The organism is Pseudomonas sp. EA_65y_Pfl2_P74 (genome assembly GCF_963970575.1).
Lineage (GTDB): Bacteria > Pseudomonadota > Gammaproteobacteria > Pseudomonadales > Pseudomonadaceae > Aquipseudomonas > Aquipseudomonas baetica_A.
In genome coordinates, this window is sequence record NZ_CAXAOQ010000002.1 from 158,269 (window position 1) to 180,631 (window position 22,363).

Genomic DNA, 22,363 nt, shown 5'->3' on the forward strand with positions numbered 1-22,363 from the left:
TCATCATTCCTGGCCGTTACGGTCATTGCTGTGAGGCGCACTCTTGCGGACAATCAACGCCACGTTTCCCGCTCATGGATCTACCCGCATGTCGCAACCGATCTTTTTCGCCCACGCCAACGGATTTCCTTCGGGTACCTATGGCAAGTTGTTCGCGGCGCTGGCGCCCGAGTACCGGGTCGCGCATCTGGAGCAGCATGCCCATGACCCGCGATTTCCCGCGGACGATAACTGGTACAACCTTGTCGATGAGTTGATTCACCATTTGCAGCAGCAGGATCAACCGGTGTGGGGCGTCGGCCACTCGTTTGGCGGCGTGCTGCACCTGCATGCGGCGCTGCGTTGCCCTGAGTTGTATCGCGGCGTGGTCATGCTCGATTCCCCTGTGCTGACCCGTACCGATCAATGGGTGATCCGTGCGGCCAAGCGCTTCGGCTTCATCGACAGACTGACTCCGGCTGGACGCACCCTGGGCCGGCGCGAAGAGTTTGCCGATCTCGACAGCGCACGCAGCTACTTTGCCGGCAAGACATTGTTTCGCAGTTTCGATCCCGAATGTTTCGATGCCTATCTGCAACACGGTTTGCATCAGGTGGGCGACAAGCTGCGGTTGCGCTTCGACCCGGCCACCGAGATCAGCATCTATCGCGGGGTGCCGCACACCAGTCCCGGCCTTACCCGACAGTTGCAAGTGCCGCTGGCGGTGGTACGAGGGCACAAGAGTCGGGTGGTGATGCGTCATCACACCCGTTTCGTTTCGCGTCTTGCCCAGGGCGAGGCGCTGAGCATGCCCGGTGGCCATATGTTTCCGCTTGAACGCCCGCAAGACACGGCGCGGTTGCTCAAGAGCCTGTTCACTCGCTGGGAAAACCCTCAGGACAAGGATTGCGCATGAGCCCGACCTTCGAAGAAGTACGCCTGAACCTGCCGCATATCGAGTTGGCTGCGCACTTGTTCGGTCCCGAGGACGGTTTGCCGGTCATCGCCCTGCATGGCTGGCTCGACAACGCCAACAGCTTTGCCCGCCTGGCGCCGAAGCTCAAAGGCTTGCGCATCATGGCCCTGGACATGGCCGGGCATGGGCACTCCGGGCATCGTCCGAGTGGCGCCGGTTACGCGTTGTGGGACTACGCCCATGACGTGCTGCAGGTTGCCGAGCAGATGGGCTGGAAACGTTTCGGCCTGCTCGGGCATTCGATGGGCGCCATCGTGTCGCTGGTGCTGGCCGGTTCGTTGCCGCAGCGTATCTCGCATCTGGCGTTGATCGACGGCGTGATTCCTCCTACAGACAAAGGCGAAAACGCTGCCGAACGCATGGGCATGGCCCTGCAAGCGCAACTGGAACTGCGCGAGAAGCGCAAACCGGTCTACAACAGCCTCGACCGAGCCATCGAAGCGCGGATGAAAGGTCTGGTGGCGGTCAGTCGTGAGGCGGCGGAACTGTTGGCGCAACGGGGATTGATGCCCGTGCCCGGCGGTTACACCTGGCGCACCGATAATCGCCTGACCCTGCCGTCGCCGCTGCGCCTGACCCAGGAGCAGGCGATGGCTTTCGTCCTGCGCATCGGCTGTCCTGCGCAATTGGTCGTCGCGGCCGACGGCATGCTGGCCAAACACCCAGAACTGCTGGAACGTCTACCCTTTAACCGGGAACAGCTGCCCGGCGGACACCATTTGCACCTCAACGATGAGGCCGGTGCCGATCTTGTCGCAGACTGTTTCAATCGGTTCTTCGCCATTCCTTGACTTGCTGCGGGCAACTGTCGAGGCTGGGCGGGTTGAAATGGGAGATAACCATGATGGATCTTTACACCGCTACGACCCCGAATGGCCAAAGCGGCACCCAGGCCATGTCTATCCGATGAACCTATCCATGCGTTCACTCAGTCTCTTGGCACTGTGCTGTTTCAGTTCCTTTTCAATCGCGGACGATGTGCCGGGCAGTCAGGATCTACCGATCGTGCCGCGTCTGGCCGATGCACAAATCGTCGACTATCGTGCCCCGACCGAACTGGAGCGTGTCTATCCGCTCGGATCGATCCGCAAAATCAGCGGCAAGCTGCGCTTCGAAGGGCAGGTCAGTGCCAGAGGCCAAACCACGTCAGTGACCTACGAACTGCCACCGGAACACTCCGCCAACGAAGCTTTCACTGCCGCCCGTGAAGCGCTGCAAAAAAAACAGGGCGCCGAGTTGCTGTATTGGTGCGAGTCCCGTGATTGTGGCGAAAGCAGCCTGTGGGCCAATGAGGTCTTTGGTAACTCGAAACTGTTTGGTTCCGATGAGCAGCAGGCCTATCTGTTGCTAAGGCTGGCGGCTCCAAGGGATAACACGCTGATAGCGCTCTACAGCATTACGCGCGGCAATCGCAGGGCTTATCTACATGTTGAACAGTTCGTTGCCGAAGCGCCGCTGGGCGAGTTGTTGCCGACGTCTGCGACCTTGTTGCGGCAGCTCAAAAGCACCGGTGAACTGGACTTTCCAAAGTTGGTTGGCGATCCGGACGACACCTGGCTGCGGCTGATTTCCCGTGGCTTGAACCTGGATATTACGCAACGGGTGACCGTGTCGGGCCCCAAGGCCGAGGCTTGGCGACAAGCACTGATCGAGCAGGGCGTGCGCGCGAGGCGGCTGGAAGCCGGCAGTGTCGAAGGCCCTGGCTTGCACATTAATCTGTTGCGATAAGGTGTATCGGGCGGGCACGCTGTGTGTTCGCCTTTTTTTTGTCTGACTGACTTTTTCGAGACCTTACATGCTCAATAACGATCGGCTGTTGGTGCAAATCCTTCTGCTGGTGCTGTTTGGTGCCAGCCTGTGGGTGATGGCGCCGTTCTGGTCGGCGTTGTTCTGGGGCGCAGTGCTGGCGTTTGCCAGTTGGCCGCTGATGCGTCTTCTGACCCGCTGGCTCAATGGCCGCGAATCGCTGGCTGCCGCCATTCTGACGTTGGGCTGGATGTTGCTGGTGGCGGCGCCGCTGGTCTGGCTGGGGTTCAACCTGGCGGATCACGTGCGCGATGCCACGGCATTCATCAAGGATGTGCAAGTCGATGGTTTGCCGCAGGCGCCGACGTGGCTGGGAGGTTTGCCGTTTGTGGGTGAGCGGCTGGTCGGGCTCTGGAACAGCATTGATGAGCAGGGCGCCGCGTTGATGGTGTCGATCAAACCTTATCTGGGGCAGGTCGGTAACTGGTTGCTGGCGCGCAGTGCGCAGATCGGCGGCGGGATTCTCGAACTGACGTTGAGCATTGTCTTTGTCTTCTTTTTCTATCGCGACGGGCCGAGGCTGGCGGCGTTTGCTCATCGCTTGCTGGAACGCTTGATTGGCGAACGCGCCGGGTACTACATCGAATTGGTCGCTGGCACGGTTCAGCGGGTGGTCAACGGCGTGATCGGTACGGCGGCGGCGCAGGCGATTCTGGCGTTGATCGGCTTCCTGATTGCCGGCGTACCGGGGGCGTTGGTATTGGGGGTTGTGACGTTCCTGCTCAGCCTGATTCCGATGGGACCACCGCTGGTATGGGTGCCGGCCACGGCTTGGCTGGCCTGGAAGGGTGAGTATGGGATGGCGGTGTTTCTCGGGATCTGGGGGACGTTCGTCATCAGTGGCGTGGACAACGTGCTCAAGCCGTACCTGATCAGTCGCGGGGGGAATCTGCCGCTGGTAATTGTATTGCTGGGTGTCTTTGGCGGGTTGATTGCGTTTGGGTTTATCGGGTTGTTTATCGGACCTACGCTGTTGGCTGTTGCTTATAGTTTGCTGACGGACTGGAGCAAGAGTCAGGCTCGGGTTGAAGACCGCCGTTAGTTTTTTGGAATGGGACGGTATGCGCGGGCCTGAGGACTGACCTGTCTCTGGCAGGAGTCCCCAGTCCGGACTGTGGGCACCGCACGTTTCAGCTCGTCCTGATCCACCGCGCCATCGCTGTTGCTGTCGAATTTGGCGAACAGTTGCTTTTGCAGTTGCTGGCCTCGGGCGTTTTGCGTGGAGGCGCTGCGGGTGCTGGTATAGCTCGTGTAGCTGCTGACGCTACCGATCATCGGGCTCACTCCTGAACTGGAAAACCGGTGGGTGTTCCGGCGCAGGCAGCCTCAAGGGGCAGGTGAGTACACACGAGGGTGGAGTTCTCAGGGTCGAGGCAGGCGGATGACTGCCGTGAGGCCGCCACCGGGGGTTTGTTCCAGGTTTAGATCTCCACCCAAACGCTGCGCGGCTTCCCGGGCAATGGTCATGCCCAGGCCGACGCCGCCGGAGTTGCGGTTGCGCGAGCCTTCCAGGCGATAAAACGGTTCAAACACTGCCTCGCGCTTGTCCTCGGCAATTCCCGGCCCATGGTCGATCACGCGGATCAGCAGTTGGCCGCGCCGATCCAGCAGTTCGATGCATGCCTGCCCGGCATAGCGCAGGGCGTTGTCCATCAGGTTATTGATGCATGAGCGCAGCGCCATCGGCTGTACCGCAAGTGGTGCGCAATGGCCGCTGACCTGCACATCCGAGCCTTGATCCTGGGCGTTTTCGCACAGAGATTCGACCAGCGCCTGCACGTCCATTAATTGCAAGGCTTCGCTGGTGCGCTGTTCGTGCAAATAGGTAAGGGTGGCATCGAGCATGCCGATCATGTCGTTCAGATCCTGGCGCATCTGGCTTTGCAATTTGTCGTCGCTGATGTTTTCCAGGCGCAGTTTCAATCGCGACAGCGGTGTGCGCAGGTCGTGGGAGACGGCGCCGAGCATTCGCGCGCGTTGCTGAATTTGTTCGCGTATCCGTTGTTGCATCAGGTTGAAGGTATGCGCTGCTTGCCGGGCTTCCCGCGGGCCGGATTCGTCCAGCGGTGGGCTGTCGAGGTCTTCACTGAGGCGCTCGGCGGCGTCACTCAAGCGCTGGATCGGGCGACTGAGCAGCTTGGCGCCATACCAAGCGGCGATCATCAAGGTAATGAACTGAAAGGTCAGTGGCACCACGGGGCCGCCGAACCAGGGTCGCGCTGGCCGTGGCGGATAGCGCGGATCCTGGTGAGGCCGTTGCCCCTCGGCATTTGGGGAAAACGCCGGGGGCGGCGGAGGTGGCGGCGGACCGTAGAGGTGAAACCAGGTGAACGCCAGCAGGTGCGCCAGGACGATCGCCACGAACAACACGCCAAACAGGCGGCCGAACAGGGTGTCGAAGCGCGCCCGCATCAGCCGATGTCTCGTGCGTCGAACAGGTAACCCTCACCGCGCACGGTTTTGATCAACTGCGGTGCTTTCGGATCGTCGCCGAGTTTCTGTCGCAGACGCGAGACCAGCAAGTCGATGCTGCGGTCGAACGCTTCAATCGAACGGCCTCGGGCGGCATCAAGCAATTGTTCGCGGCTGAGTACCCGGCGCGGGCGCTCGATGAAGACCCAGAGCAGGCGGAATTCAGCGTTGGACAGCGGCACCACCAGGCCATTGTCGGCGATCAGTTGGCGCAGAACGCTGTTCAGGCGCCAGTTGTCGAAACGAATATTGGCGCGCTGCTCGGTACGATCGTCGCGCACGCGGCGCAGAATCGTCTGAATCCGGGCGACCAGTTCACGCGGCTCGAACGGTTTGGCCATGTAGTCATCGGCACCCAGTTCCAGGCCGATGATGCGATCGGTGGGTTCGCAGCGGGCGGTTAACATCAGGATCGGGATGTCCGATTCGGCGCGCAGCCAACGGCACAGCGACAAACCGTCTTCGCCGGGCAGCATCAGGTCCAGCACCACCACATCAAAATGTTCGGCTTGCATCGCCTGGCGCATCGCCGCGCCGTCAGTGACGCCACTGGCGTGGATATTGAAACGGGCAAGGTAATCGATCATCAGCTCGCGGATCGGCACGTCATCGTCGACGATCAGGGCGCGAATGCTCCAGCGCTTGTCGTCTTTGGGCTCATCCGTTCCGGTGGTTTGGGTGTTGTGCATGGGGCTGTTCATCTGCCAGTAGGCCGCCAACCACAAAGATGGGCTGCGAGGTTGTGGTTTCAGCATAGGTGTCCGGCCGCGAAGCGGGAAGTGCTGATGTAAGGACGTGTTTCGGCTGGCGAGGCTAGCGCGGGCGCTTGTTGGCGACATGTCGGTTGTGTATCGGAGTCGACACAATAGCGTCGAACGCTATGCTGATCACGTTTGGCGCGACGAATTACCGATCATCGGGTGCCGCGCCGCCGCCGGTTCCGCTACAATGCGCGCCGATTTCGACTTGCCTGAGAGCCCATCCATGTCCGCCTGCCAGACTCCTATCATCGTCGCCCTGGATTTTCCCACCCGTGACGCCGCACTGAAGCTGGCCGACCAGTTGGACCCGAAGCAGTGCCGGGTCAAAGTGGGCAAGGAACTGTTCACCAGTTGCGCCGCCGAAATCGTTGGCACCCTGCGTGACAAGGGTTTTGAAGTCTTCCTCGATCTGAAATTCCACGACATTCCCAACACCACCGCGATGGCCGTGAAAGCCGCCGCCGAGATGGGTGTGTGGATGGTCAACGTGCATTGCTCCGGTGGCCTGCGCATGATGGCCGCCTGCCGTGAAGAACTGGACAAGCGCAGCGGCCCGCAACCGTTGCTGATCGGCGTGACCGTGCTGACCAGCATGGAACGCGAAGATCTGGCCGGTATCGGTCTGGATATCGAGCCGCAGGAGCAGGTGCTGCGTCTGGCGGCACTGGCCGAGAAGGCCGGGCTGGACGGTCTGGTGTGCTCGGCGCTGGAAGCCACCGCACTGAAAACCGCGCATCCGTCGCTGCAACTGGTGACCCCCGGAATTCGCCCGGCGGGTAGCGCGCAGGACGATCAGCGCCGTATTCTGACCCCGCGTCAGGCGCTGGATGCCGGCTCCGATTATCTGGTGATCGGCCGTCCGATCAGCCAGGCGGCAGATCCGGCCAGGGCGCTGGCCGCTGTCGTGGCCGAAATCGCCTGATCAAACGCTGAAGATCCAAAATGTGGGAGCGGGCTTGCTCGCGAAGTAGGCGTATCAGTCGACACAGATGTTGACTGACACACCGCCTTCGCGAGCAAGCCCGCTCCCACATTGGTTTCTGGTGGCTTAAACCTTCAGCACCAACTTGCCGAAATTCTCACCGCTGAACAATTTCATCAGCGTCTCGGGGAAGGTCTCCAGGCCTTCGACGATGTCTTCCTTGCTTTTGAGCTGCCCCTTGGCCATCCAGCCGGCCATTTCCTGTGCCGCACTGGCGTATTGCGCGGCATAGTCCATCACCACAAACCCTTCCATGCGCGCACGATTGACCAACAGCGACAGATAGTTGGCCGGGCCTTTGACCGCTTCCTTGTTGTTGTACTGACTGATGGCGCCGCAGATCACCACTCGCGCTTTCGGCGCCAGGCGGCTCAGCACAGCGTCAAGGATGTCGCCACCGACGTTATCGAAATAAACGTCCACACCTTTCGGACATTCGCGTTTAAGCCCTGCCACCACGTCTTCGTTTTTGTAGTCGATAGCGCCGTCGAAGCCCAGTTCATCGATGAGGAATTTGCACTTGTCGGCGCCACCGGCAATGCCCACCACACGGCAACCTTTGATCTTGGCGATCTGTCCGGCAATGCTGCCCACTGCGCCCGCAGCCCCGGACAACACCACCGTGTCGCCAGCCTTAGGCACGCCCACCTCAAGCAGCGCGAAGTAGGCGGTCATCCCGGTCATGCCCAGTGCCGACAGATAAACCGGTAGCGGCGCCAGTTTCGGATCGACTTTGTAGAAACCTCTTGGCTCGCCGAGGAAATAATCCTGCACGCCGATGGCTCCGTTGACGTAGTCCCCGACGGCAAAGCCCGGGTTGTTCGACGCGAGCACTTTTCCTACGCCGAGCGCACGCATGACTTCACCGATGCCGACCGGTGGGATGTAGGACTTGCCCTCGTTCATCCAGCCACGCATGGCCGGGTCGAGGGACAGGTATTGGTTCTTGACCAGAATCTGTCCCGCAGCCGGTTCACCGACCGGCACTTCCTGATAAGTGAAGGTCTCGCGGGTGGCAGCGCCCACCGGGCGTTTGGCGAGCAGGAACTGGCGATTGGTCTGGGAAGTCATGGCAGGTTCTCGAATTGAATTAAGCCTTGTTGATAGACCTTCACCGGCGATGTCGCAAGGTTGGCTGATGCGGCGAATGCACATCGATCCAGTGCAGTGATAGTGATCTACGGGGTTCTATCACTGGGGCGCATGGGCGCATAAACAGGCTTTTGATAGTGCTGACGTCTGGTAGAACCCTGTGGCTATGCTGCACTTGAACCCATCCCCTGCAATTACCCGTTCGAGGACATAACAATGAGCATGACGTTTTCCGGTCAGGTTGCCGTAGTCACTGGTGCGGCCAACGGCATTGGCCGTGCGACCGCACAGGCATTCGCCGCCGAAGGCCTGAAAGTGGTGGTGGCCGATCTGGATGCGGCAGGGGGCGAGGGCACGGTGGCGCTGATTCGTACAGCGGGCGGTGACGCCACCTTTGTGCGTTGCAATGTCACCGACGAAAACGACGTAAAAAACCTGATGGAAGAGGTGATCAATGTTTACGGCCGCCTCGACTACGCCTTCAACAATGCCGGGATCGAAATCGAGAAAGGCAAGCTGGCCGAAGGCTCGATGGATGAGTTTGACGCGATCATGGGCGTCAACGTCAAAGGCGTCTGGCTGTGCATGAAATACCAGTTGCCGCTGTTGCTGGCGCAGGGCGGCGGAGCAATCGTCAACACTGCCTCGGTGGCCGGGCTGGGTGCTGCGCCGAAGATGAGCATCTATGCAGCATCGAAACACGCGGTGATCGGTCTGACCAAATCGGCAGCCATCGAATATGCGAAGAAGAAAATCCGCGTCAACGCGGTATGCCCGGCCGTGATCGATACCGATATGTTTCGCCGTGCCTACGAGGCTGATCCGAAGAAGGGCGAGTTTGCCAACGCCATGCATCCGGTAGGCCGCATCGGCAAGGTCGAAGAGATCGCCAGTGCCGTGCTGTATCTGTGCAGCGATGGTGCCGCGTTCACCACGGGACATTCTTTGGCCGTGGACGGTGGTGTCACCGCGTTCTGAAAAAGCGCCGCTTGAAAGAACCCGCCTTCGTGCGGGTTTTCTTTTTATGGACCGCCGTCAGTTCCGTTAAACCGATAAACAATGTGTATCAAATGATTAGAACGGTCGCTTTTGGCGGCGTTGTCGCACAGCCTGTGCGGCGTGGCTGTGATTTACTGCCGCCAGCAAAACGGACAGGAGTTTGCTTGCTCATGGAATTGAGAATTGATCGACAGGCAATGGTGCCGGTCGTACAGCAGATTGTTGACGGACTGACTGACTGGATCCTGCAAAGCGGGGTACCGCCGGCTACCCGCTTGCCCTCTGTTCGGCAAATCGCCCGGGGTAATCTGCTCAGTCAGTCATGTGTCGTCGAGGCTTGTGAGCGGTTGGTAGCGCAAGGCGTTCTGTCCACGCGGCAGGGCGCGGGGTTTATCGTGGCACCGTCGCCGTCGAGCCAGAGCCTGGAGGATGAATCGGTGCCATGCGAGGGCCGGCAAGCCTGGTGCGATACCGTGTGCGGCACTTCAAGTGGCTTGAAACTCGGCGGTGGCGGTTTGCCGGAGAGCTGGCGCGAGCCCGACGATCTGAGCTATGCACTGCGTGAGGTAGCGCGTACCGACATGGCGAGCCTGTTCAACTACAGCACGCCACTGGGCCTTGCAGCGTTACGCGAGCAGATCGTCAAACGACTTAAACTGTTCAGCATCGAAGCCTGCAGCACACAGATTCTGAGCACTGGCGGTGCCAGTCACGCGCTGGATCTGATTGTTCGAACCTTGTTGAAGGCTGGCGATTGCGTCGTGGTCGAAACACCGGGTTATGCGCCGCTGTTCGACCTGTTGCGGCTGCATGGCGTGCGCATGCTTGAGGTGCGTCGAACGCCGAACGGGCCGGATATCGAAGCGCTTGAGGCTCTGCTGCGTCAGTTTCAGCCCAGTGCGTTTTTCATCAACAGCCATCACCACAACCCCACCGGCAGTTCCCTGACACCGGCAGTGGCTCAGCGCATCGTGCAGTTGAGCAGGATCTACGATGTACGCCTGATCGAAGACGATGTCTACGCGGACTTGCACACTGGCAATGGTACGCGCCTGGCTGCACTGGACGATGAGGAGCGGGTCATCTATGTCGGCAGCTTTTCCAAAACACTGAGCAGCGCTTTGCGGGTGGGGTTCGTCTTGGCCGACAGCGAGCTTGTTGCACGGCTGGCTCGGGTCAAGATGATCAGCGGTCTGGGATGCTCAAGATTTTCCGAAGCGGTGCTGGCCAGTCTGATGTCGACCGGCGCATACCGCAAACTGGTGCAGCGTCAGCGGCAGCGCTTGAACGCCGATCGCGCAGCGGCGTTACAGGCTCTGGAGGATGCCGATTGGGAGGTTTTCGGCAAACCGACGGGCGGATTGTTTATCTGGGCGCGTGCGCGAATGACCGATCAGGCTCGTGTGTTCAGGCAGGCCCAACGCTGCGGGGTGCTGCTTTCAGCTCCAGATGCCTTCAGCCCCAGTGGCGAGGCTGGCGAATGGCATCGCATCAACGTGGCTTACGCCTGTGATCCGCGCGCCCGCCAGTTTTTTCGCAATACCGGTTCGGATCGACCTCAAGTGTTCTGAAAACGACGCGGGCGTAGCTTTTTGCCATTATTCCGACGCCAGAGACTTGTGCTGGTTCATGGCCATTGCGACTCTTCATCAACAGACTTTGGCAGGGGACTACACGCAATGATTTCGGCCGTGCAAGCACGTTTTGCCAACCTTGGTATGGCAAAAAAACTGGGTATCGGGTTTGCGTTGGTCTTGCTGCTGACCGCGCTGGTGGCAGCCATTGGTGTCTGGTCTCTGCAAACCATCAGCCAGCGTTTCGACGGGCTCAAACAGATGTCCTCGCTCAATAGCGGCCTGCTCAACGTTCGCTTGCTCGAGCAGGAATACGCCTTGCGCGGTGATCCTAAAACCGCCGATGCCGTGCGTGAGGGCGTGGACGGGCTTATTGCCCGGGCCAATGAGCTCAAGGCGCAATCACCGGTCAACGTGCCAGTGATGACGGATGTCGAGCAGTCGCTGGCGGCCTATCGAAAGGCATTCGATGAGTTCGTTTCGCTGACCCAGGCCAAGGATCTGGCGCTGGAAATGGCCAGTTGGTCGGTTTCCAGTGTGGCCAACAATCTCGACTTGTTGCAGGCCGGGCTGGCGGACGACGGTGCGTATACCTTGAAGGATTCCGAGGGCAAGGATGGCGCGCAATTCATTGAGCAGGCCAGTCAGGTCAGTCAGGTGTCGAAGCTGATGCTGCAAGCGATGAATGAGGCACGGGTTCGACTGGATCAAAGCCGCAAAGGTGATGCCGACAATGCCGACAAAGGCAAAATCGAACAGGCTGCCCAAGCCCAGGCGCAGGCTGATGAGTTGAAGTCCACGGTCAAGGACGAAGGCTATCTGACGGTGCTCAATGAAGTCTTGGGGCACATCGCAGGTTTCAACGAAAAACTGGCTGAGTACACCGGGCTGCTGGCTCAGGAAAAGACTGTTTATGAACAATTGCACGAGCGTTCTGCGCAGGTGGTAGAGCGGGTGAATCAGGCTTATGTCGCGCAAGACAGCGCGATGCAGGCTGAACTTAAGAAGAACGCGCTGCTGATCATTGGCTCATCGGCGCTGGCACTGCTTGTCGGTTTGATCGCTGCGTGGGTGATTACCCGTTTGATCGTCGCGCCGTTGCGCAGTGTGATTCAAGTCGCGCAGCAGATTGCTGCCGGAGATCTGAGTGCAACGGTCGAGGTCACCCGTCGTGATGAAATTGGCCAACTGATGTTGGCGATGCAGCAGATGGGGGCGGGCTTGAGCACGATTGTCAGCGGGTTGCAGGCCGGTATTGAGCAGTTGGCCAGTTCGGCACAATCGCTGTCGGCCGTGACCGAACAGACCAACCTTGAGGTCAGCAGTCAGAAGGAAGAAACCGAGCAGGTGGCCACGGCCATGAATCAGATGACCGCTACTGTTCACGATGTTGCGCGCAACGCGGAAGAGGCGGCGTTGGCGGCGCAGACGGCGGATGACAAGGTCGAAAGTGGTCAGCAGGTCGTGCGCCAGAGCATGGCGCGGATCGAGCAACTGGCTGATTCGGCGACTTCGGCCAGTTCCAGTATCGAAAGCCTCAGCGCTGAAATCCAGAATATCGGTACGGTGCTGGAGGTGATCAAAAGCGTGGCCGAGCAGACCAATCTTTTGGCATTGAATGCGGCAATCGAAGCGGCGCGGGCCGGTGAGCAGGGCAGGGGCTTTGCAGTGGTGGCCGATGAGGTTCGTGCTTTGGCCCGGCGTACGCAGCAATCGACTGAGGAGATCGAGCGCTTGGTCAGTGCTTTGCGCTCGGCGGCGCATTCTTCGGTGCAGCAGATTCAGAGCAGTGGTGAACTGGTGAAGCTGGCCGTCAGTGATGCCTTGCAGACGGAGAGTGCGTTGGGGAGTATTGCGGCGGCGGTTTCGCTGATTCAGCAGATGAATCAGCAGATTGCGGCGGCGGCCGAGGAGCAGAGTTCAGTGGCGGAGGAGATCAATCGCAGTGTGACGAGTATTCGCGCGAGTGCCGATCAGTCGTCGATTGCAATGCGTGGGAATGCAGCCTCGAGTGTTGAACTGGCGCAGTTGGGGGGCGAGTTGCGCGGGATGGTCGGGCATTTTCGGCTTTGATGACTTGACGACCTGACAGGTGTACTCGCTTCAAACTGTGGGCTTGCTCGCGAAGAGGGATGTAACTTCTGTGAGGCTGGGCCCCAACCGCATGACCACAAAAAAGCCACCTCTCGGTGGCTTAACTTTCAACGTCAGCGATCAGTCGTAGATCACTTTCTTCTTCCAGTCCGCATCGGTTTCGGCATCTTTGAGGCCAGCGGTCAGTTGGTTCTCTTCTCCTTCAACTGGCGCAATCTTGTCCATGACTTGGGCATTGGCGCGGGCGAGGAGTTTTTCCAGGTATTGCAACTGTTCGGAATAGATCTGCGGATCCTGTTGTTTGCGCAGGTATTGCACGCCGCGCTCGAAGGCGAGGCGGGCCTGGCCAGGTTGGTTTTGTTGCAAAGCTTGTTGGCCAAGGTTGTTGAAAAACTCAATGTGCAGCAGCACCAGAATGTGGCGGACTTCGCGAACCCAGTGCTTGGCTTCGTTCGGCGGCAGGAAGCCGTCATGGGCGGCACGGGTGATCTGTCCGTGGAGGGCTTCGAGCAGGAAACGCACGTCTTTGGCTTTGGCTTCGGTCAGAATCGGTGCCGGCGGGTTGTTGATCGGGATCGACTCGCCTTGGGCCACCAGTGCGCTCAGTTCAGTGATGCGTGCTTTAGTCGTCGCACTGGTTTTCTCAAGATTCAACAGACGCTGGCAGACATTGAGTTCCAGGCGGGTCAGCAGCAGCTTGAGTGCAGGCGTCATGAATTGACCTGGAAAGGTCTCGGTCAGTTCGCCGCAGCGACGCAGGCGGTCGTTGAGTTCGACTTTGGTGCGGGCCTTCTCCAGTTTGCTGTTTTCCACCACATGGTTCATATAGCCAATGGCGATCAGAATTGCTATCCCGGCTATGACTAGCAGGGTGATCATGAGTGGTGTCACCGGTAAGACCTCTTTATAGGGTTCACATGCGAGTGTAGTGGCTGGGGCATTTATGCGCCTAGCGCCGCTCGACGAATTGGATCGGCAGGTGCAATCTGTATCGGCCGTTTGTTGCTTATATGAATGCTGGCCCTTGATGTGCAGATTGCCATCACTGTGCGGTGGACTATAACGTCTTGTCGACCGCCGGAATATAGGCGTCAAACGCCGGGCGACGGAAAAGCCCGATTGGCTTCGTAAAGCAGGTCGAAGTCATTGATTTAAATAAATTTATATCAGGGGGTTGACGACCTCTCAATCCATCCATAGAATGCGCGCCACTTGCAGCGTAAAGCACACAGCGAAACGAAGCAGGGAGTGAATGTTGTAGTGTGTCCCCTTCGTCTAGTGGCCTAGGACACCGCCCTTTCACGGCGGTAACAGGGGTTCGAGTCCCCTAGGGGACGCCAATGCGGGAATAGCTCAGTTGGTAGAGCACGACCTTGCCAAGGTCGGGGTCGCGAGTTCGAGTCTCGTTTCCCGCTCCAATTTTAAACAGCACTGCTTTCGGGCGGGGCTGAGTGAAACCAGAGCCAAGTCTTCGGATGCGGGTCTGGACACCGAAACACACACCATGTGTTCCGGGTAGCGTGTCCCCTTCGTCTAGTGGCCTAGGACACCGCCCTTTCACGGCGGTAACAGGGGTTCGAGTCCCCTAGGGGACGCCATTTGCGGGAATAGCTCAGTTGGTAGAGCACGACCTTGCCAAGGTCGGGGTCGCGAGTTCGAGTCTCGTTTCCCGCTCCAATTTCACAAAAACGCCGCTCTATTGAGCGGCGTTTTTGTATGCGTGTGTTTTTACTTTACGGATTGAAGTCATCGAGTCAGTCAAAAAAAGAGGCCCGCCGAAGAGATTCGGCGGGCCTTTTGCGTTTCAGTTCGGATTACCAGGACAGCATCAGTCGGCCGGCAAACAAAATCAGCACGACGCCCATGGTGCGTTCGAACCAATGCCCCATGCGCATGAACAGCAAACGCACTTTGTTGCTGGAGAAGAACAGCGCGACGATGACGAACCACAACGCGTTTACAAAACACATCCACAGACCATAGAACGCCTGGATTTGCAGGGGCGTGCTGGCGCTGATGATCGTGGTGAAGATTGCGAGGAAAAACAGCGTCGCCTTGGGGTTGGTGGCATTGGTCAGAAAACCGGTACTGAACGCCTTGAACAGAGATTGCTCAACCAACGTTTGCTCCGCTGTTTTTTCGCCATCGAGGGTGGTTTTCGGTTTGCTGCGGATCAGGCTGACACCGAGATACAGAATGTAGGCGCCCCCCACCACCTTGGCCGCGGTCAGCAGCCACGGCGTGGTGTGCATGAGTGCGCCGACACCGAGCAGCGTGTACAGAACGTGCACGGAAATCCCCGCCCCAATGCCCAGTGCCGTGCAAATCCCGACCAAGCGGCCAAAGCGCACACTCTGGCGAATAGTGACCGCAAAGTCAGGGCCGGGAGCGACCACGGCCAGAAAATGGATGGTGGCCAGCGCCAGAAACTCGCCCAGGTAATTCGATAACATTTCAGCTCCAGAAGGTCAGGGGTGAAGCATTGCCGCGATAGCCGACAAAGAAGGACAGGCTCAAGCGCGGATCCGCTACACCCGGAGTCACCGAGTGCATGCAGCGCGAATTGAACATGATGAAATCGCCGGGTTCGGGCCGAACCTCAAGTGTGGGCGGTCCAAGCAGGGCCGGGTCGATGCCGTAACTGTCGCCTCGCATTTCGTCGAACAGTTCGGGCGTTATGTCGTCGTCCCACATCTGCAACGCGCCACCTTCGGTCGGCATGTTCAGGTACACGTTGCAGGCAAACTGTGCTTCCAGGCTGCGCGCTTGAAAGCTCTCCGGTGCGTCCTTGGCGAAAATGTCGTGGTGGGCGAGGAAGCACACGCCGGGTTTTACGACTCGCGACAGGCCGACGTACATTTTGCGACCGTATAGATTTTCCAGATGCGCACCGGCCGGCCACGACTCGTCGAGCATGCAGCGCAGTGTGTCGACCGGTGAAGAGTAGGGGGCGCAGCGATTACGCAGTTCGGCGATGTTGCTGGTGGCGCGTTCGAAGTAATCCTCGATCAGCAGCGGCTGGTTTTCCGCCTCGTAAAACGCCATACCGATACGGCCGATACTCGGTGCGTTGATGTAGCCCTCAAAGCCTGGGGCGAGAATCTTGTCGCCAATCTGGATTGCCAGCGGTTCGGGCAAAAAGCCTTTGACGCGAATGGCGAGGACTTCTTCGTTGGCCAGTTTTTTTATGCACGTCTCATCGAGACGCTCGACGTCTAGCATCATTTTTTTAGGTCCATCTATCGATAGTCAACGGAACCGGCGAATGCGGTTCCCCGGCGCCGGACATTGCGCGGAGCAATGTCCGGAAATGCTCAATCCACGCTGTAGTGGACGGACAATGTGCCTTTCTTCTGTGAAAGGGACGCGATCGTGACTGTGCCCAGATCCTTCAGGCTTCGTACATGGGTGCCACCGCAGCCATAGGCTGGCAGTTCACCAAAACCGATTTCCCGCGCGCCTTCGCGCAGCGAGGTCAGGCGTGGCAGATCGTGCTCGATCCACTGATCGATACCGAGTTGAACGGTGTGTGCGTCAACTTCCTGTGCGGCATCACCTGGCTTGAATTGCACGCGGCCTTCATTCGGCCAGTGGTGCGCTTTGACAGGCGTCCACCCCATGGCCTGGACGAAATGCCCGATCAAATGCCCGGCCGAATGCAGGCGTGTATTGAAGCAGCGGCGATCTTCGTCGACGCGAATACAGGTCATGCCGAGCGTGACCGGTCGATCAACGAAATGGATGATTCGATCCGCTTCTTGCACTACGCGCAGCACCTGGCTTGCGCCGATCCAGCCGGTATCACAGGGTTGGCCGCCACCTTGCGGATGAAACAGGGTAGCGCGCAGTTCTACCGCGAATTCGTTCTCGTGGGGCGTGCAGTCGAGGACTTCTACATTGGCCTTGAGGTCATCACTATGGAAAAAGAGGCGAAGCGTCATATTCCATGCCCTTATTAAAGTTTCTATTTTTATTATATGAATCGTGCAATAACGTGATAATCCGTTCAAACATCAAAGGACTTGTGCGCTGTGAGCATAAATCTACCGCTGCCGTTACTCGGTGAAATGGCGATTTTCGTCAAGGTCGTGGAAACCGGCAGCTTTTCTGAAGCCGCCCGCCAACTCGGATCGTCGCCTTCAGCGATAAGCCGCAGCATTTCCCGACTGGAAAAAGCGTTGGCCACACGGTTGCTGCAGCGCACCACGCGCAAACTGCGCCTGAGTGATGGGGGCGAAGAGGTGTTCAAGCGCTGTCAGGAAATGGTCAGCGCTGCCAAGTCCGTGATGGAAATCAGCGGCCAGTTCACCCATGAGGCTGAAGGGCTGGTGCGGGTCAGCGTACCGAAAGCGGTGGGGCGTTTCGTGATTCATCCGCATATGCCCGAATTTCTGCGCCGTTATCCCAAGGTCGATGTGGAGTTGTTACTGGAAGACCGGCAGGTCGATCTGATCGACGATCATGTCGATCTGGCGATTCGCATCACCGATCGGCCACCCGCCGGATTGGTCGGGCGTCAATTGTTGACGATTGACCATTTGCTCTGCGCAACTCCGCAATACCTGGCTGAAAACGGCACGCCAAAGCACCCTCACGACTTGCTCGATCACAGCTGTATTTATCTTGGGGAAACCCCAAGCGATGCGCGCTGGAAATTCAAAAAAGGCAGCAACGCCGTGACGGTCGGCGTGCGTGGCCGATATGCCGCCAATCACACTGGCGTGAGGCTGGGAGCGGTGTTGCAGCATATTGGAATTGGCAGCCTGCCGTACTTCACCGCACGGTATGCCCTGGAGCAGAAGTTGATTGTGCAGGTATTGCCAGAGTGGAGCTTCCTGGCTTCTTACCATGGCGGACTCTGGCTGCTGCATTCGCCGACGCGTTATTTGCCGCCGAAGCTGCGGGTGTTCATCGACTACCTGGTGGAGTGCCTGGAGAAGGAGCCGACCTTGAGCAAGCCCGGTAAATCGGGCGGTGCGAGTAATGCTGCGATGGTCTATGAATTGCCTGAGAGTGAAGGGCTGCTCTAACGGCAACTCAAAAAAAAGGCCCGCCTGGACAACCAGGCGGGCCTTTTCATTACCGAAAGAAAATCAGTGCTTGCTGTCCTGAGCGGACATTGCCATCAGTTGCTTTTCCTGATTCCAGTCGAACGGTTCGTCGTTTTGTTCGGCTTCGTAGCGGCGTTCTTCCAGGGCCTGATACAGGTCGATTTCTTCATCGGCCAGGTAGTGCAGGCAGTCGCCACCGAAGAACCACAGCAGATCCCGTGGGATCAGGTGGGCAATTTGCGGATAGCGAGTAATCACTTGAGTCAGGATGTCCTGGCCCAGGTATTGGCTTTCGATCGGATCGATCGGCAGTGACGCCAGCAATTCGTCGAAGCGCTCCAGGAACAGGGCGTGGCTTTCTTCGGGAACCTGATCGGCCTCACCTACGGCGACCAGAATACTGCGCAGGTGGTCGAGCAAAACAAGATGGTCGGCGACGACGTTGGACACGAGATAAGTCCTCAAGAGCAAAACGGGCGCGGGAGTATAAAGCCCCTGCGCCCGTTTTTCACAAATAAACGGCTACACGTTGAAGGATTAGCGGACTTTGCCGTCGGCCAGCACCAACTGCTCTTTGTCGAAATCATCGACATCGATCACCTTGCGCCGTGCCGCTTCGGCTTCGTGCAGGCTCTGCGCTTGCGCTGCCTGGAGAACCCCAGCCTCAAGCGCTGCATCGATCGCGTTTTCGCCGGCGACCGGTTTGACCTGACCGCTTTTCAACGAAGTGTGCAGTTTTTTCTGCAGCGGTTGCACAGCACTCAGCAGGTCGCTGGCGTGTTGCAGTGCGCCGACGGCATCCTCTGCCGATTGCGGGCGATAGCAGCCGGCAAGCAACTCTTCCAGCGCCGGATCGCCTTTGGTTCGACCAATAATGCTCGCCACTTCGGCACCGAGTTTGTCCGATGGGCCTTTGTGGCGCCGGCCGAACGGAAACACGATGACCCGCAAAATGCAGCCAAATATCTTGTTCGGGAAATTGCTCAGCAGCTCATCGAGAGCACGCTCCGACTGGAAAAGGCTTTCTTCCATGGCCCAGCGCAACAGCGGTTCCATATACCCTGGCGAATCCAGATCGTGAAAACGCTTGAGCGCAGCGGACCCCAGATACAGGTTGCTCAGCACATCGCCAAGACGTGCCGAGAGACGCTCGCGGCGTTTCAGTTCGCCCCCCAGCAGCATCATGCTGAAGTCGGCGAGCATGGCAAAGGCTGCCGCCTGACGATTGAGCGCGCGGAAGTAACCCTGACTGATCTTGTCGCCCGGCGCAGGTTCGAAGTGGCCCAAACCCAGGTTCAACACCAGGGTGCTGGCGGCATTGCTCACGGCGAAACCGATATGCTTGAGCAGCAGGCCGTCGAATTCTTTCAGTGCCTGATCCTTGTCCTCGCGGCCGGCGAGGGCCATTTCCTTGAGCACGAACGGATGGCAACGAATCGCACCCTGACCGAAGATCATCAGGTTACGCGAGAGAATGTTCGCGCCTTCCACGGTGATGAAGATCGGCGCGCCGTTCCAGCTACGTCCGAGGTAGTTGTTCGGGCCCATGATGATCGCCTTGCCGCCGTGTACGTCCATGGCGTGGCTGATGCATTCACGGCCGCGTTCGGTCAGGTGGTACTTGAGGATCGCCGACAGGACTGACGGTTTTTCGCCCAGATCGACCGCGTTGGCGGTCAGCATTCGCGCAGCGTCCATCATCCACGCGTTACCGCCGATGCGCGCCATGGCTTCCTGTATGCCTTCGAAGGCCGACAGGGGCACATTGAACTGTTCACGAATCTGCGCGTATTGCCCGGTCACCAGGCTGGTGAACTTGGCTGCACCGGTACCGACTGCCGGCAGCGAGATCGAACGGCCGACCGACAGGCAGTTCATCAGCATCATCCAGCCTTTGCCGAGCATCTCCTGGCCGCCGATCAGGAAGTCCAGCGGGATGAACACGTCTTTGCCCGAGTTCGGGCCGTTCATGAACGCAGCGCCCAGTGGCAGGTGACGGCGACCAATCTCCACGCCTGCGGTATCGGTTGGAATCAGCGCAAGGCTGATGCCCAGGTCTTCCTTGTTCCCCAGCAGGTGATCCGGGTCATACGCTTTGAACGCGAGGCCGAGCAACGTGGCGACCGGACCCAGTGTGATGTAGCGCTTTTCCCAGTTAAGGCGCAGGCCGAGGACTTCCTGACCCTCCCATTGGCCTTTGCAGATGATCCCGGTGTCCGGCATCGCGCCTGCGTCGGAACCGGCGAGCGGGCCGGTGAGGGCGAAGCACGGGATGTCGTCGCCACGGGCCAGCCGTGGCAGGTAGTGATTGCGTTGTTCGTCGGTGCCGTAATGCAGCAGCAGTTCTGCCGGGCCGAGGGAGTTGGGCACCATCACGGTGGAGGCGAGATCGCCGCTGCGGGTCGCAAGTTTCATCGCTACTTGCGAGTGGGCATAGGCGGAAAAGCCCTTGCCGCCGAATTCCTTGGGAATGATCAGGGCGAAAAAGCCGTGTTCCTTGATATGCGCCCAGGCTTCGGGCGGCAGATCCATCGACTGGCCGATTTGCCAGTCAGTGACCATCGCGCAGAGCTCTTCGGTCGGACCATCGATAAAGGCCTGTTCTTCTTCGCTCAGTTGCGCCTTGGGATAGGACAGCAGTTTTTCCCAGTCCGGACGACCGCTGAACAGCTCGCCATCCCACCAGACGGTGCCGGCATCGATCGCGTCGCGTTCGGTCTGCGACATCGGCGGCAGGGTTTTCTGGAACCAGTTGAACAGCGGCGCACTGAAATATTGGCGGCGCAGGTCAGGCAGCACCAATGGCGCGGCCACCATCGCCAGTACGATCCAGAGCACCAGCAACAGCCAGCCCGGTGCGTGGCTGAAAATCCCCATCGCCAGCAGGTAGACGGCAACGATGCCCAATGCGGGCAGCGGGGAAATTCGCCGGTGGGCGAGATACGCCACGCCAACGACCAAAACCAGTATCCACAACAACAGCATATTCAGTCCTCCGTGAACCAAGGCAAATCGACCCTTCAGAGCTTAGACGGCATCTGTAAAACCGGGTGGTCAGACCATGGTGATTGAAATCGTGGGAAACCTCTGACGGTTTTCGTAGGTTCGGTGGGCAACACGCGTGGGAAATCGTTCGTTCACTGCGCAACTTTGCGTGCATGTTTGGCCGAAACGTCGTTATCTCTGTGCTTGAGCGGTCGCTAGACTCGGGGCTCACCCAGGAGATTGCCGTCATGCACGAGTATCTGAGTCCCGGCCGCTTCATCGATAGTGACCACCCGGCGGTGGTGGAGTTCGCCGAACAGCACCGTGGCGCCAGCGGTGACCCGCTCAAGCAGGCGATCAATCTCTACTACGCCGTGCGCGAGGCGGTGCGCTACAACCCTTACACCTTCAGTCGGGATCCGCAGACGTTGCGCGGCAGTTACGCTTTGGCAACGGGAGAGAGCTATTGCGTGCCGAAAGCCACGCTGCTGGCCGCTTGCGCGCGACATTGCGCGATTGCGGCACGCATCGGTCTGGCGGATGTGCGCAATCATCTGTCGACCCCGCGTTTGCTTGAACTGCTCAAGAGCGATGTGTTCGCCATGCACGGTTACACCGAGCTGTTTCTTGGTGATCGCTGGGTCAAGGCTACGCCTGCGTTTAACCAGAAACTCTGCGAACAGTTCAACGTCGCGCCACTGGATTTTGACGGTATCAACGACAGTGTTTTCCACCCGTACAACCGGGACGGTGCGCAGTTGATGGAGTACCTGGTCGATCACGGCCAGTTCGCCGATGTGCCGCAAAGCTTCTTCTTTGAGCATCTGGAAAAATGTTATCCGCACCTGTTCGGCGATCAACAGCCGCCACTATTGGGCGACATGCAGAGTAATGTCAGCCGCCTCTGATCCGGCGTATGCTGCCTGCCCACGCATTTGCAAAGAGGCGGTCATGCTGAAGATCTGGGGACGGAAAAACTCATCGAATGTCAGGAAGCCATTGTGGGCCGCCGAAGAACTCGGCCTGGCTTACGAGGCGATCGATGCGGGTGGCGCGTTCGGTGTGGTCGACACGCCGCAGTACCGGGCGATGAATCCGAATGGCCGGGTGCCGGTGATCGAAGACGACGGTTTTGTGCTGTGGGAGTCCAACGCCATCGTCCGCTATCTGCTGGCCAAACATGCGCCTGACAGTGCCTGGTACCCGGCAGACCCACAAGCCCGGGCTATCGCTGACAAGTGGATGGACTGGACCACTTCGAGTTTTGCCGGTCCCTTCCGCACCGTGTTCTGGGGCGTTTTGCGGACACCGGCCGACCAGCAGGATTGGGCGGCTATCGACGCGGCGATCACGCAATGTAACGAGCTTTTGAGCATGGCCGACTCTGCTTTGGCCTGCCAGCCTTACCTCGGCGGAACAGAAATCGGCATGGGCGATATTCCGCTCGGCAGTTTCATTTATGCCTGGTTCGAGATGCCCATCGAGCGGGCTCCGCAACCGCATCTGCAAGCCTGGTACGAGCGGCTCAAACAGCGTCCGGCCTACAAAAAAGCCGTCATGACCGCGTTGACTTGATAATTACTATCGACACA

At 58.9% G+C, this 22,363-nt stretch carries 20 protein-coding genes, 4 tRNA genes and 2 pseudogenes; 16 read left to right on the forward strand and 10 right to left on the reverse strand.

Annotated elements, in window-relative coordinates:
• Positions 1-88: 88 nt before the first annotated feature.
• The 4 genes from AACY18_RS02170 (at position 89) to AACY18_RS02185 (ending at position 3,803) form a co-directional block, all read left to right on the forward strand.
• Complete coding sequence (locus tag AACY18_RS02170; protein WP_339430820.1) at positions 89-895, forward strand: alpha/beta fold hydrolase; 807 nt, start codon at positions 89-91, stop codon at positions 893-895.
• Positions 892-1,746, forward strand: a complete 855-nt coding sequence (locus AACY18_RS02175) for an alpha/beta hydrolase (RefSeq protein ID WP_339464085.1) — start codon at positions 892-894, stop codon at positions 1,744-1,746. The genes AACY18_RS02170 and AACY18_RS02175 overlap by 4 nt, the downstream gene beginning before the upstream one ends.
• 127 nt (positions 1,747-1,873) lie before the next feature.
• Positions 1,874-2,683 (forward strand): DUF4892 domain-containing protein, encoded by an 810-nt coding sequence (locus tag AACY18_RS02180; protein WP_221732995.1) that lies wholly within the window; start codon positions 1,874-1,876, stop codon positions 2,681-2,683.
• A 67-nt stretch (positions 2,684-2,750) separates the two neighbouring features.
• Positions 2,751-3,803 (forward strand): AI-2E family transporter, encoded by a 1,053-nt coding sequence (locus AACY18_RS02185; RefSeq protein ID WP_339430818.1) that lies wholly within the window; start codon positions 2,751-2,753, stop codon positions 3,801-3,803.
• A gap of 77 nt (positions 3,804-3,880) precedes the next feature.
• Here AACY18_RS02185 and AACY18_RS02190 read toward each other — a convergent pair.
• From AACY18_RS02190 to AACY18_RS02200, 3 genes and pseudogenes are all read right to left on the reverse strand, one after another.
• Positions 3,881-4,036: pseudogene (locus AACY18_RS02190) on the reverse strand (histidine kinase); the annotation flags it as partial.
• Positions 4,037-4,123: 87 nt separating this feature from the next.
• Positions 4,124-5,173, reverse strand: coding sequence for a sensor histidine kinase (locus AACY18_RS02195; protein ID WP_339430817.1), 1,050 nt, complete (start codon positions 5,171-5,173; stop codon positions 4,124-4,126).
• A complete protein-coding gene (locus AACY18_RS02200; protein ID WP_445261463.1) occupies positions 5,173-5,922 on the reverse strand; it encodes a response regulator in 750 nt (249 codons plus the stop codon). Before AACY18_RS02200 ends, AACY18_RS02195 begins: the two co-directional genes overlap by 1 nt.
• Positions 5,923-6,217: 295 nt before the next feature.
• Here AACY18_RS02200 and pyrF point away from each other — a divergent pair, with 295 nt between their 5' ends.
• Complete coding sequence (gene pyrF / locus AACY18_RS02205; protein WP_339430816.1) at positions 6,218-6,916, forward strand: orotidine-5'-phosphate decarboxylase; 699 nt, start codon at positions 6,218-6,220, stop codon at positions 6,914-6,916.
• Between the two features lie 126 nt (positions 6,917-7,042).
• On the opposite strand, the gene AACY18_RS02215 is transcribed toward pyrF, so the two are convergent.
• Positions 7,043-8,047, reverse strand: a complete 1,005-nt coding sequence (locus AACY18_RS02215; protein WP_339464086.1) for an NADP-dependent oxidoreductase — start codon at positions 8,045-8,047, stop codon at positions 7,043-7,045.
• A gap of 237 nt (positions 8,048-8,284) precedes the next feature.
• Between AACY18_RS02215 and AACY18_RS02220 the strand changes: the two genes are divergently transcribed.
• The 4 genes and pseudogenes from AACY18_RS02220 (at position 8,285) to AACY18_RS27975 (ending at position 12,714) form a co-directional block, all read left to right on the forward strand.
• Positions 8,285-9,046 (forward strand): SDR family oxidoreductase, encoded by a 762-nt coding sequence (locus AACY18_RS02220; protein WP_339430814.1) that lies wholly within the window; start codon positions 8,285-8,287, stop codon positions 9,044-9,046.
• A 191-nt stretch (positions 9,047-9,237) separates the two neighbouring features.
• Complete coding sequence (locus AACY18_RS02225; protein WP_339464087.1) at positions 9,238-10,638, forward strand: aminotransferase-like domain-containing protein; 1,401 nt, start codon at positions 9,238-9,240, stop codon at positions 10,636-10,638.
• Between the two features lie 990 nt (positions 10,639-11,628).
• Positions 11,629-11,853, forward strand: a pseudogene (locus AACY18_RS27970) (HAMP domain-containing protein); the annotation flags it as partial.
• On the forward strand, positions 11,851-12,714 hold the full coding sequence (locus AACY18_RS27975; protein WP_445261464.1) for a methyl-accepting chemotaxis protein: 864 nt from the start codon (positions 11,851-11,853) through the stop codon (positions 12,712-12,714). The pseudogene AACY18_RS27970 and the gene AACY18_RS27975, both read left to right, overlap by 3 nt.
• A 141-nt stretch (positions 12,715-12,855) precedes the next feature.
• Here the strand turns inward: AACY18_RS27975 and AACY18_RS02235 are convergent, their stop codons facing one another.
• Positions 12,856-13,614: a hypothetical protein gene (locus AACY18_RS02235; RefSeq protein WP_339430812.1), complete on the reverse strand. Its 759-nt coding sequence runs from the start codon at positions 13,612-13,614 to the stop codon at positions 12,856-12,858.
• A gap of 385 nt (positions 13,615-13,999) precedes the next feature.
• Between AACY18_RS02235 and AACY18_RS02240 the strand changes: the two genes are divergently transcribed.
• The 4 genes from AACY18_RS02240 to AACY18_RS02255 all read left to right on the forward strand — a co-directional run bounded on the left by AACY18_RS02240 (position 14,000) and on the right by AACY18_RS02255 (position 14,412).
• Positions 14,000-14,075 (forward strand) — tRNA-Glu (locus AACY18_RS02240).
• A gap of 2 nt (positions 14,076-14,077) precedes the next feature.
• Positions 14,078-14,153, forward strand: a tRNA-Gly gene (locus AACY18_RS02245).
• Between the two features lie 104 nt (positions 14,154-14,257).
• Positions 14,258-14,333, forward strand: a tRNA-Glu gene (locus AACY18_RS02250).
• A 3-nt stretch (positions 14,334-14,336) separates the two neighbouring features.
• Positions 14,337-14,412, forward strand: a tRNA-Gly gene (locus tag AACY18_RS02255).
• A gap of 137 nt (positions 14,413-14,549) precedes the next feature.
• Here AACY18_RS02255 and AACY18_RS02260 read toward each other — a convergent pair.
• The 3 genes from AACY18_RS02260 to AACY18_RS02270 all read right to left on the reverse strand — a co-directional run bounded on the left by AACY18_RS02260 (position 14,550) and on the right by AACY18_RS02270 (position 16,676).
• Positions 14,550-15,188 (reverse strand): LysE family translocator, encoded by a 639-nt coding sequence (locus AACY18_RS02260; protein ID WP_339430811.1) that lies wholly within the window; start codon positions 15,186-15,188, stop codon positions 14,550-14,552.
• 1 nt (position 15,189) lies between these two features.
• Positions 15,190-15,960, reverse strand: a complete 771-nt coding sequence (locus AACY18_RS02265; RefSeq protein WP_339464090.1) for a 2OG-Fe(II) oxygenase — start codon at positions 15,958-15,960, stop codon at positions 15,190-15,192.
• A gap of 89 nt (positions 15,961-16,049) precedes the next feature.
• On the reverse strand, positions 16,050-16,676 hold the full coding sequence (locus AACY18_RS02270) for an alanyl-tRNA editing protein (RefSeq protein WP_339430809.1): 627 nt from the start codon (positions 16,674-16,676) through the stop codon (positions 16,050-16,052).
• Between the two features lie 90 nt (positions 16,677-16,766).
• Between AACY18_RS02270 and AACY18_RS02275 the strand changes: the two genes are divergently transcribed.
• A complete protein-coding gene (locus AACY18_RS02275; RefSeq protein ID WP_339430808.1) occupies positions 16,767-17,765 on the forward strand; it encodes a LysR family transcriptional regulator in 999 nt (332 codons plus the stop codon).
• A gap of 63 nt (positions 17,766-17,828) precedes the next feature.
• Here AACY18_RS02275 and AACY18_RS02280 read toward each other — a convergent pair whose 3' ends face one another.
• Both AACY18_RS02280 and AACY18_RS02285 read right to left on the reverse strand, forming a co-directional pair.
• Positions 17,829-18,236 carry a PA2817 family protein gene (locus AACY18_RS02280; protein ID WP_339430807.1) on the reverse strand — a complete coding sequence of 136 codons (408 nt, stop codon included), beginning with the start codon at positions 18,234-18,236 and terminating at the stop codon, positions 17,829-17,831.
• Between the two features lie 87 nt (positions 18,237-18,323).
• Positions 18,324-20,771 carry an acyl-CoA dehydrogenase gene (locus AACY18_RS02285; RefSeq protein ID WP_339464092.1) on the reverse strand — a complete coding sequence of 816 codons (2,448 nt, stop codon included), beginning with the start codon at positions 20,769-20,771 and terminating at the stop codon, positions 18,324-18,326.
• Positions 20,772-21,019: 248 nt separating this feature from the next.
• Here AACY18_RS02285 and AACY18_RS02290 point away from each other — a divergent pair, with 248 nt between their 5' ends.
• Both AACY18_RS02290 and AACY18_RS02295 read left to right on the forward strand, forming a co-directional pair.
• Positions 21,020-21,679 (forward strand): transglutaminase-like domain-containing protein, encoded by a 660-nt coding sequence (locus AACY18_RS02290; protein ID WP_339464093.1) that lies wholly within the window; start codon positions 21,020-21,022, stop codon positions 21,677-21,679.
• 43 nt (positions 21,680-21,722) lie between these two features.
• Positions 21,723-22,346: a glutathione S-transferase family protein gene (locus AACY18_RS02295; protein ID WP_339464094.1), complete on the forward strand. Its 624-nt coding sequence runs from the start codon at positions 21,723-21,725 to the stop codon at positions 22,344-22,346.
• Positions 22,347-22,363 lie beyond the last annotated feature (17 nt).